General features: G+C 64.2%; 9 protein-coding genes. 5 read left to right on the top strand and 4 right to left on the bottom strand.

Annotation, left to right across the window (positions count from 1 at the left end; genetic code table 11):
• From VKR55_RS04135 to VKR55_RS04120, 4 genes are all read left to right on the top strand, one after another.
• The coding region (locus VKR55_RS04135; protein ID WP_324399972.1) for an ABC transporter permease at window positions 1-618 on the top strand (618 nt) is incomplete at its 5' end.
• Between the two features lie 278 nt (window positions 619-896).
• On the top strand, window positions 897-1,709 hold the full coding sequence (locus tag VKR55_RS04130; RefSeq protein ID WP_324399970.1) for a L,D-transpeptidase: 813 nt from the start codon (window positions 897-899) through the stop codon (window positions 1,707-1,709).
• A gap of 162 nt (window positions 1,710-1,871) precedes the next feature.
• A complete protein-coding gene (locus tag VKR55_RS04125) occupies window positions 1,872-2,126 on the top strand; it encodes an acyl carrier protein (RefSeq protein ID WP_324399968.1) in 255 nt (84 codons plus the stop codon).
• A 28-nt stretch (window positions 2,127-2,154) separates the two neighbouring features.
• Window positions 2,155-3,867 carry a fatty acyl-AMP ligase gene (locus VKR55_RS04120; RefSeq protein ID WP_324399966.1) on the top strand — a complete coding sequence of 571 codons (1,713 nt, stop codon included), beginning with the start codon at window positions 2,155-2,157 and terminating at the stop codon, window positions 3,865-3,867.
• Here VKR55_RS04120 and VKR55_RS04115 read toward each other — a convergent pair whose 3' ends face one another.
• From VKR55_RS04115 to VKR55_RS04105, 3 genes are all read right to left on the bottom strand, one after another.
• A complete protein-coding gene (locus VKR55_RS04115; RefSeq protein WP_324399964.1) occupies window positions 3,868-4,884 on the bottom strand; it encodes a hypothetical protein in 1,017 nt (338 codons plus the stop codon).
• Window positions 4,859-6,241: an MBOAT family O-acyltransferase gene (locus tag VKR55_RS04110; RefSeq protein WP_324399962.1), complete on the bottom strand. Its 1,383-nt coding sequence runs from the start codon at window positions 6,239-6,241 to the stop codon at window positions 4,859-4,861. The genes VKR55_RS04115 and VKR55_RS04110 overlap by 26 nt, the downstream gene beginning before the upstream one ends.
• 280 nt (window positions 6,242-6,521) lie before the next feature.
• Window positions 6,522-8,810 (bottom strand): fused MFS/spermidine synthase, encoded by a 2,289-nt coding sequence (locus VKR55_RS04105; RefSeq protein WP_324399960.1) that lies wholly within the window; start codon window positions 8,808-8,810, stop codon window positions 6,522-6,524.
• Between the two features lie 154 nt (window positions 8,811-8,964).
• Between VKR55_RS04105 and VKR55_RS04100 the strand changes: the two genes are divergently transcribed.
• On the top strand, window positions 8,965-10,572 hold the full coding sequence (locus tag VKR55_RS04100; protein ID WP_324399958.1) for a phytoene desaturase family protein: 1,608 nt from the start codon (window positions 8,965-8,967) through the stop codon (window positions 10,570-10,572).
• 182 nt (window positions 10,573-10,754) lie between these two features.
• On the opposite strand, the gene VKR55_RS04095 is transcribed toward VKR55_RS04100, so the two are convergent.
• The coding region (locus VKR55_RS04095; RefSeq protein ID WP_324399974.1) for a Flp family type IVb pilin at window positions 10,755-10,896 on the bottom strand (142 nt) is incomplete at its 5' end.

Here is a 10,896-nt window from a genome sequence, read left to right as displayed (position 1 = left end):
GAGATCGAGGGCATTCCATACGGCGCGTTCATCGTGCCCGGGCTCGTCATGCTGATGCTGCTGACGCAGAGCACGGCCAACGCCTCGTTCGGCATCTACTTCCCGAAATTCGTCGGCACCATCTACGAAATCCTCTCGGCGCCGATTTCCTATTTCGAGATCGTGCTCGGTTATGTCGGCGCAGCCGCGACCAAATCGATCGTTCTCGGCCTCATCATCCTGGCGACCGCCGGCCTGTTCGTGCCGCTGCACATTCACCATCCGATCTGGATGCTGACTTTCCTGGTGCTGACGGCGGTGACGTTCAGCCTGTTCGGCTTCATCATCGGCATCTGGGCCGATGGTTTCGAAAAACTCCAGATGATCCCGATGCTGGTGGTGACGCCGCTGACCTTCCTTGGCGGCAGCTTCTATTCAGTCAACATGCTGCCTTCGCCCTGGCGCTCGATCACCCTGCTCAATCCGGTGGTCTATCTGATCTCGGGCTTCCGCTGGAGCTTCTACGAGATTTCCGACGTCAGCATCGCCCTGAGTGTCGGCATGACCACCGCGTTCCTGGTCGTCTGCATGATCCTGGTGTCGTGGATCTTCAAGACCGGCTACCGGCTCAAGGTTTGACGCGCGAAAGCGCGTCGTACCGGAGTGCGCAGCCCCGGAATGACGATTAATTGTAGCAATGGACAGGGCCGCGATGCCGATGCCTCGCCCCGTTCATCTTCGCAGCCCTGCTCCGCTCGCGAAAATTTCACCCAAAAGGTCCAACCTCCGGCCCCATTTTGCGACACATTAAGGATGCCCGCCGCAGGTCACTGGAACCAATGCCGGATTTCGGGCATAGTGAATGCCGGGGACGGAGAGCCGCGGCGCCGAAACAGGCCTGGAGGCCAAAGGTAAACATGCGTTCCTTCCTCGTAGCTCTTGCCGGCCTGATGCTTTTCGCCGGCCACGCCGCCCAGGCGAAAGTCGATATCCTCGTCGACCAGAACAACCAGATGATGACCGTCTCGGTCGATGGCGTGGCGCGCTATCACTGGCCGGTCTCCACCGGCATCCCTTCCCGCGCGACGCCGGACGGCACGTTCCGCGCCTTCCGCATGGAAGCAGACCATTTCTCCAAGGAATTCGACGACGCGCCGATGCCACACTCGATCTTCTTCACCAAGATCGGGCATGCCATCCATGGCACCGAGTCCGAAAGCAGGCTCGGCACACCCGCCTCCCACGGCTGCGTGCGGCTGTCGAGGGCCAATGCCGCCACATTGTATGCGCTGGTTGAGGAACAGGGCGTGCTCAACACCACGGTGACCCTGACCGGCTCCTCCGCGGTGGCGCTGGCGCGCTATCCGAGGGCGAACACGGCTGTCGCCCGCCGCGCACCCGACCAAGGCTATTACGACAACCAGCAAGTTGCCACGGCCGGCGAGCCCATGCAGCTGACCCCGCAGCCGCAATTCTACCCGGGCCGCCAGGCAGCGCCGCAGCAGCGCCCGGATGACGGCTATATCTATCCCGCCGACGGCAGCTCGGATCAGCAGATCTACCCGGCGCCGCGCTCGAGCCGTCGCCTTTATGACGCGCAGGCCTATCCGCAGCAGCAGCCGCAAGACCGCTATTACAATAACCGGAACTATGACCAGAGCCCGCCCGGCTATTACTACCAGCCGCGGCAGCAATATTATCAGCCGCGCGGCTACGATGATCAGAACTAGCGCCCTGCCCGTTTGAAACCGGCTCGTGCGCGCGACGCCATATCAATCGCCGCGCGCGCCTCCGCGCAGAGCGGAAAGGCGTGCATCAACAGGCCCTTGCCGTGTTGAATTGACAAGCGGAAGCCTGTCCGTAATGTCCGGCCGCTTTGGTCGGGACCGGACATGACGCCAGAAGAAATTGCCGAATTCTGTGTGGCCTCGCTCGCCAATACACTGCGGGTGAGCAAGGATCGCATCGACCCCAAGGTGAAGTTCAACCGGCTGGGGCTCGATTCCGCCATGGTCGTCTATGTCATGATGGAGCTTGAGGAAAAGCTCGACCTCGAGCTCACCACCGACGATTTCTACGACTACCCGACGGTCGACGAGCTGTCGCGCCACCTTGCCGAGCGGCGCGCCGCGCGTCCGGCGGCCTGACGGCTCGAGGCCAGCCGCCGGGCAAGCCATGGATCTCCCCTCCACGCTCGTCGCCCTGCTCGCAGAGCGAGCGCGCTCGCGGCCCACTGATCGTGCCTATGCCTTCCTCTCCGACCGCGGCAGCGAGGAAACCGCGCTGACCTATGCCGAGTTGCATCAGGCTGCCGGGCGGCTCGCGACGCGGCTCGGCGAGACGGCCGCCCCCGGCGAGCGCGCGCTTCTGGTGTTTCCGCCCGGACTCGAATTCATGGTGGCGTTCTTCGGCTGCCTGATGGCCGGGATCATTGCGGTGCCGATGATGATGCCGCGGAGGAACAGCGCACGCGATTCGTCAGCCGCGATCCTCGCCAATTGCGAGCCCAAGATCGCACTGACCACACAGGCCTTTACGCTGCGCCAGGACCTGATGGCGCGCTTCGAGCGCGCCTCGCTGCAATGGCTCGAGGTTGGCCTGGCAGCCGAACCCTCCGAGAGTCCCCCGCCGCCGTTGCCCAAGCCGCAGGACATCGCGTTCCTGCAGTACACATCGGGCTCGACGTCGGACCCCAAGGGCGTCGCTGTCAGCCACGCCAACCTCATCGCCAATCTCGAGATGATCCGCCTTTCGCTCGGCAACACCAGCCGATCGACCTATGTCAACTGGGTGCCGCTCTACCACGACATGGGATTGATCCTGAATGCGCTGCAGGCGTTCCATGTCGGCGCGCCCTGCGTGCTGATGGCGCCGAACGGGTTCATGCAGCGGCCGCTCAACTGGCTGCGCGCCATCCATCACTACAAGGCCGAGGTCGCCTGCAGCCCGAATTTCGGCTTCGATCTCTGCGTCAGCCGCTACCGCGCCGATCAGATGCAGGGCATCGATCTCTCCAATTGGAAGATCGCGCTGAACGGCGCCGAGCCGGTCCGTGCCGAGACCATCCAGAAATTCATCGATACCTTTGCTACCCACGGTTTTCAGCCGAGCGCCGTCTTCCCGGCCTACGGCATGGCCGAGGCGACGCTCTTGATCTCCGGCGGCCGCCGCGGCGCGGGCCATGTGACGCGGAGCGTGAGCCAGGCCGCGCTGCAGGCGCACCGCATCGCACCGCCCATGGATGCCGCCGACACGCAGATCCTGGTCGGCTGCGGCCGCGCGCTTGAAGGCGAGACAATCGCGATCGTCGATCCCAAAACCCGCAGCCGCCCTGCACAGGGACGCGTCGGAGAAATCTGGGTGAGCGGGCCGAATGTCGCGCGCCTCTATTGGCGCAATGAGGCGGCGACCGCGGCCGGCCTCAACGCGGAGATTGCGGGCGAAGGTGCCGCCACACGCTGGCTGCGCACCGGCGATCTTGGCTTCTTCGATGAAGCGGGTGACGTGTTCATCACCGGGCGGATCAAGGATCTGATCATCATCCGCGGCATCAATCACTACCCACAGGACATCGAGCAGACGGTGCAGCGGCTGCATCCCTCGCTGCGCCAGAACGGCGGCGCCGCGTTTTCGGTTGAGGACGAGAACGGCGAGGAGGCGCTCGCGGTCGTGCAGGAGATCGAGCGCACCGAGCGCAACAAGATCGATTCGGAAGAGCTGAAGGGGCTGATCCGCGAAGGCATCACCGATCAGCACGAGCTGTTCGCCCGCCATATTGCGCTGATCCGGCCGGGCACGCTGCCCAAGACCACCAGCGGCAAGATCCAGCGCAGCATGACGCGAAGGCTGTGGCTGGAGGGGCGGCTCGACATGCTCGGCGAGGATTGATCAGAAATCGATCTTCGCCGCGTTGCCCTGCCTGACGCTGGCGATGATGCCCTCGTCCACCTTGCTGGCTATATCCGCGCGATAGTGGATGAGATCGGCGAAGTTTTTGGGATCGCGGGTCAGCGCATTGTCGATGCGGTAGTTGATCAGGTTGCTGTGAGGGCGGCCGGCCACGATGATGCGATACGCGGCGTTGCACGCCTCCCGGGCAGCGGCGTCCTGGCTGCCCGGCGTCGGCAGAAAAGTATGGAAGACCGGCGGCACCACCAGCACGAGGGCGACCTCGGACGGCAGCCGGCGGATCACGCTCGCAAGACGATCCTTGTAAGGAAACACGGTGTCGACGGTGCCGGTCAATCGCGGCCCGGGCGGCCGCGGCGCATCGGATGGCTGCCTTGATCCCGGCGGCCACACTTCCTCATAGCTCCAGAAACCATCCTCGGCAAAACGCTTGCGCTGGCCAAGCCCGATCGCGATCCTCTGGAACACGCGATCGAGCGCGCTCCACGAGAACAGATGGCGCGCATAGGTCAGCGTGCTGTCGCCATAGAGCCAATAGGGAAAACGATCATCCGCTGATGGCGCGGCGCTGCTCGCGCACCAGGGATCGTCGATCACCACGACGAGCGCGCCGACATGGGCGTGATGGCGCAGGAAGAAATCCAGGATCGCAAGATGGCCGCGCGGCGTGGCGCCGGGCGCAACGAGCTGCACGAAATGCTTGGCCGTCGCAGGCGACAGTTCGGCCGGCCGGATCAGTTGCCCGGTCGAATCGCCGAAAATGGCGGAATCGAAACGCCCGTCGCGCGCCCGGCTGGCATTGGCGGTGTAGGGCAGCTTGTCGTCGACGCCGGTGATCCCGAGCAGGCCGAACCGCCCGCTGTCGTAGGGGTCGACCGCAAAGATCAGCGCCGACAAGAGAAAAACGCCGATCAGAAACGCGCGGACGCCGGCCGTCAGGCAGCGGCTCCAGTCCGACGCGGGATAGCGATCAGAATTTGAAATAAACGAACTCATGGACGTCCCGTTCTCCGAGCTCGAACAACAGCGCCAGAAAGGCGATGCCCACGAGGGCCGCGAGGTAGACATTCGGGCGCCGCGTGAAGAATGCGACGATGTCCTGGCTCGCCGGCAGCAGGAACGCGGCCAGCGGCGCCAGCAACAGCGGCAGGAGATGCCGCCCGTGCTCCAGGTCGGGCAGGACTGCAAGACCTTGAAACACGTGCCAGGCGACCTCCAAACTGCCGGCGCGGAATATCACGCCGGTCAGGAGCACGAACGATACGGTTAGCGACCAGCCGGCAAGCGACGGCAGGCGCGGGCCGTGGCGCCGCCACAGCGCGCAGATCATCAGCGCGAAGCCGTGCAAGACGCCCCACAGCACAAAAGTCCAGCTCGCGCCGTGCCAGAGGCCGCACAGCATCATCGTAATCATGGTCGCGGCATGCGACTGCAGCGGCAGGTATCGCCGCGGCAGAATGCGGGCATTGATCAGCGGGAAATACACATAATCGCGCAGAAAATTCATCAACGTCATGTGCCAGCGCTGCCAGAAATCCTGGATGCTGGCGGCGCGGAACGGCGCATTGAAGTTGAACGGCAGTTGCACGCCGAATAGAAGACCGAGTCCGATCGCGATATCGCAATAGCCGGCGAAGTCGTAGAGGATCTGGACGGCGACCGAGATCGCAAGCCAGGCGTCTCCATCCTTAAGCGGGCCGGCCGCCGCTTGCGCGTAGATCGGATCGAGCAGCCGGCTCATACCGTCGCCGAACAGGATCTTTTCGACGAGGCCCGCCAGGATGAACGCCGCGCCGATGCAGAACCTGCGCTGCCAGCCCGGGCTGTAGACGGTCTGGCCGAACTGAGCCATCACCTCCGACCAGCGCACCAGGGGGCCGGCCAGGAGCTGAGGGAAGAACGAGATATAGAGCGCGTAGCGGTCGGCCGGATAGAGCGGCGCCTTGCCGCGCCTCAGATCGACCAGATACATGATGTGATGGAAGGTGAAGAAGGAGATGCCAAGCGGCAGCACGATGTCGAGATGCGGCATCGGCCGGCCGAGTAAAAGGCCGAGATTGGCGGCGGCGAAATTCGCATATTTGAACACGCCAAGCACGGCAAGATTCATCACGATCGCCGCCGTGATGATCCACCGCCGCTTGAAGTGCCCGAAGGCCAATGCCGCGAGCCAATTGATCGCGATCGAGAGCGCGAGCAGCAGCACATAGGGCGGATAGCCATAGGCGTAGAAGACAAACGACAGCGCCACCAGCACGCCGATGCGCGCCTGCGGATAGGGATCGGCGAGGCGATAGATCAGGAGCGCTGCCGGCAGGAACACCAACAGGAACGGATAGTCGTTGAACAGCATGCGTAGTTTGGCTGGTTCCGCTCTGCGATGGTCCGAAAACCGTAGGCCCCGGGGTTCAACCCCACATACAGTCTAGCATGATCAGCCGGCTTCGAAATCCGGCGCGCGACCCGTTCCTGATGACGCGGTGATTACGGTTCCGCAAGACAGGAAGCCCGAAAACCACGCGGGTCGAAAAACGCAAGCAATGAGTACACAGCCGCGCGAGAAGCTGCAACACTTTATGGCCTGCAAGAAAAATACCGGTCGCGATGTCTTGCGGCTTGCGCGGTCAGGCCTGCTATTCTCGCCACCGGCGGTATACGGCACCGAGGATGTTGGAATAATCGTCGGTCCAGACGCGCTGGCCCTCGGTCGGTTCGGTCTCGGTCCATTTGTCGTCGAAGGCCAGTTTGCCGACATCCGCCTCCTGTCGCGCACAGACCACGACGTCGGTCGCGAAAATATACTCATCGTCGCGGCCGGAATCCTCATCATAGACCCAGCACTTCAGATCGTTGGCATCGGCGATGCCGACGACCACGCTCTCCAGCTCGAGATGACGGTTGGAGACGTGCATCACGACCGCGCCCTGCGGCGCGAGCTTGTCCTTGTAGATCTTCATTGCTTCTCGGGTGGCGAGATGGATCGGGATCGCGTCCGATGAATAGGCGTCGACGATGATGAGGTCGTAGATTCCGTCCGGCTCCCTGGCGAAGGTAAGCCGCGCATCGCCAATCACGGGCTTCACGCCGGGCGCGCAGTTCTGAATGTAAGTGAAATATTTCGGGTTCCTGGCGGCATCGACCATGGTCTGGTCGATGTCGAAGAACTTCCAGGTCTCGCCAGGCTCGGCGGAACAGGTCAGCGTGCCGGCGCCGACGCCGATCACGGCCGCGCGCAGCGGCGCGCCCTTCCGCTCGCGGATCGCGGTGATCGCGCGGCCGATGCCGCCATCCTTGTGATAATAGCTGATCGGCTCGGGCCGGCCCTGGACCGGAGAGCCGTCGTCGTTGAGGAATTTCTGCGCGCCATGGATCGTGGTGCCGTGCATCAGCACGTGATACTGCCCGCTTGGCGTGACCACGATCTTGTGCACGCCGAAGAAGCTTCGCGCCGTCACGACCCGGCCCTCGTCGAACGGATAGATATGGATCAGCACCAGCGCGGTCACGGCGGTGGCAAAAATCTTCCAACGGCTCGCGTTGAAGAGAAGCGCGATCAGGCCCGCGAGCGCGCCGACGCAACCCGCGACCCAGACCCGGTGATCCTCCAGCCAATCCGGAATCCAGCCCTGATGCCAGGACGGCGCGACCAGTGCGACCGTCAGCGCCGTAAGGAACGGCCAGTACCAACGGCTCCAGTCGGGCCAGCGCTCTTCCGTGGACGGTCGGCCCAGCGCAGCGAGCGCCAGCAGGATCGGGTATTCCGCGACCCAGGAGAAAGCAAACGGCGCGATCAGACCCGCGAACAGGCCGCCGACCATACCGCCGAACGACAGCGCGACATAAAAACCGGTGAGATATTTCGCGGCCGGGCGCGTCCGCGCGAGCTCGCCATGACAGGCCATCGCGATCAGGAAGAAGCAAACCAGGTGACCGCCGAGCGTGAGCAGCAAATTCTGCTCACCGCCGAATGCGAGCAGCACGATGACGCCGGCGATCGCCAGCGGCTGCAGCCAGAGCATCCATCGATGCGGCAACAACGGGCGCGACTGGAACACCAGCACCCAGGTGAGAAGATAGAGCGATAGCGGCAGCACCCAGAGCAGCGGCGCGGCCGCGACGTCGGTCGAGATATGCGCGGTGACGGCGATCAGGAGCCCCGACGGCACCGCGGCGAGGAAAATCCAGCGCGCGCGTAAAAGCCAGCTCGGCGCCGGCGCGTCGCTTTCCTCGGTCGCACGATCCGCGGCTGCAAGCGCCGGCGAGCGCAACAGCAACGCGCCGCAACCCGCGATCAGCAGGATCAGCAAGCCATAGCCGCAGGTCCACATCAGGTTCTGCGTGCGCAATGTGAACATCGGCTCCAGCAGCACCGGATAGGACAACAGCGCGAGGAAGCTGCCGATGTTGGAGGACGCGTAGAGAAAGTAGGGATCCGGGCCGGCGGGATGGCCGGTGCGCACGAACCAGGCTTGCAGCAGGGGATTGTTGGCCGCAAGCGCAAAGAACGGCAGCCCGATCGAGATCGCAAACAACCCGAGCAGCCAGAAAGCGTAGCCGGACGTGGGCGGATCGCCCCAGGAGCTCGCGATCGAGAGCGGAAGGGTCAGGATGGCTGCGACGAGCAGCACCAAATGCACCACGACCGGAATAGCGCGGTTCCTGATCTTCATCAGGACATGCGCATAGCCATAGCCGGCAAGCAACAGCGACTGAAAAAACACCATCGCGACCGACCACACCGCCGGCGAGCCGCCGAGCCGCGGCAGCACCATCTTGGTGAACAGCGGCTGCACCGAGAACAGGAGGAGCGCGCTGAGGAAGATCGCCGCGGTGTAGACGGTCAGCACCAGCCGGTTGCGCGCGGCGGAAGGCTGCGCGGCAATGGCGGGCTCCATGGCGGCGGACGGCGCGGATGCAGTCATGTCGGCTCTGCCTTCAATCCCCAGCGGCGCAATGGAACACAAGGTGCGCGCGCGAGCAATGCGGTGCAGCGTATCGTCCCTTCACTTCGCGCTGTGCTGGATTGCGCGGTTTCGCTAGAAGTGACTGGAAGGATCATCTTTTCTTGAAGCTGCCATGACAGAGACGGATGTCGTCATCATCGGCGCCGGGCATAACGGCCTCACCTGCGCGGCCTACCTCGCGGCTGCGGGCCTGCGCGTGCGCGTGGTGGAGCGGCGCAAGGTCGTCGGTGGCGCCGCGGTGACGGAGGAGTTTCATCCGGGCTTCCGCAATTCGGTCGCGGCCTACACGGTGAGCCTGCTCAACCCGAAGATCATCGCCGACCTCCGGCTCGCCGATCGCGGTTTGAGGATCGTCGAGCGCCGCGCGCAGAATTTCTTGCCCGCGCCTGATGGCAGCTATCTCCTCACCGGCGAGGGCCGCACGCAAGAGTCCGTTGCCAGGCTCAGCGCGCATGACGCGGTGGCGATCGAGAGCTTTTCGCGGGAGCTGGAACAGATCGCGGACGTGCTCCGGCAATTGGTGCTGCGCGCGCCGCCGAATCTGGTCGAAGGCTTTGGCGCAAGCGCCTTGCGCGAAACCTTCAACGCGCTTGGCGCCGCCAACATCCTGCGCGGCCTTTCGCTCGAACAGCAGCGCAATCTGCTCGACCTGTTCACGCGCTCGGCCGGCGAGATGCTGGACGAGCGTTTTGATAATGACCTCGTGAAGGCGCTGTTCGGCTTCGACGCCATCGTCGGCAATTACGCGAGCCCGTACGCGGCGGGCTCGGCCTATGTGATGCTGCACCACGCCTTCGGCGAGGTGAACGGCAAGAAGGGCGTGTGGGGACATGCCATCGGCGGCATGGGCGCGATCACCCAGGCGATGGCGGCGGCGGCGCGTGCGGCTGGCGCCGAGGTCATCCTGGATTCGGGCGTGCGCGAGGTGATCGTGGAGCGGCAGCGCGCAGCGGGCGTGGTGCTGGAGAATGGCGACACCATTCGCGCGAAATATGTCGCCGCCAACGTCAATCCGAAGCTGCTCTATACGCGACTGATCCCGGCGGGTGCGCTGGCGCCGGAGTTTCGCGCGCGCATGCAGCGCTGGAAGAACGGCTCCGGCACGTTCCGGATGAATGTGGCGCTGTCGGCGCTGCCCTCCTTCACGGCGCTGCCCGGCGAGGGCGATCACCTCACCGCCGGCATCATCCTGGGCCCGAGCCTCGCCTATATGGACCGCGCCTTCCTGGACGCCCGCGACCGCGGCTGGAGCCGCGAGCCCGTCGTGGAGGTGCTGATCCCCTCGACGCTGGATTCCTCGCTCGCTCCCGCGGGCGCGCACGTCGCGAGCCTGTTCTGCCAGCACGTCGCGCCGGAATTGCCGGACGGCAAGTCCTGGGACGACCATCGCGAGGAAGTCGCAGACCTCATGATCGCGACGGTGGACAAGTTCGCGCCCGGCTTTGCGGCGAGCGTGGTTGGCCGCCAGACCCTCTCCCCGCTCGACCTCGAGCGACAATTCGGCCTGCTTGGCGGCGATATCTTCCACGGCGCGCTGACCTTGAACCAGCTCTTCTCGGCACGGCCGATGCTGGGACATGCGGATTACCGCGGGCCGCTGAAGGGCCTCTATCACTGCGGCTCCGGCGCCCATCCCGGCGGCGGCGTCACCGGCGCCCCCGGCCACAACGCGGCGAGAGCGATCCTGGCCGATCACCGCGCGCTGTTCGCAAGCCGTTGACAGGTGCGTGGACAGGCTGTGGATAACCTGTCGCAGCGGCCTCGATTCCCGCAATGATTTTAATGACTTATAGCCAAGACAGAAGACCCGCGTGGTGATTGGCCATGCGGGTCTTCTTGGGTGGCTTGATCGCCTGTCGTGAGACCATGGCGCCGTACGAAAACCGGCGCCACGATGCGCGCTTACTTCAAGGAGCTCGAGATCGACGTGAAATTGGTATTCAGGGTTGTACCAAGGCCGTTCACGACCGCGATGATCGCAAGCGAGATGCCCGCCGCGATCAAGCCGTATTCGATGGCGGTCGCCCCGGACTCGTCGGAAAAG

Source organism: Bradyrhizobium sp., assembly GCF_035309285.1.
Lineage (GTDB): Bacteria > Pseudomonadota > Alphaproteobacteria > Rhizobiales > Xanthobacteraceae > Bradyrhizobium.
Note: the sequence above shows the minus strand (reverse complement) of the source record. Positions and strands in the feature narration are given on the sequence as shown.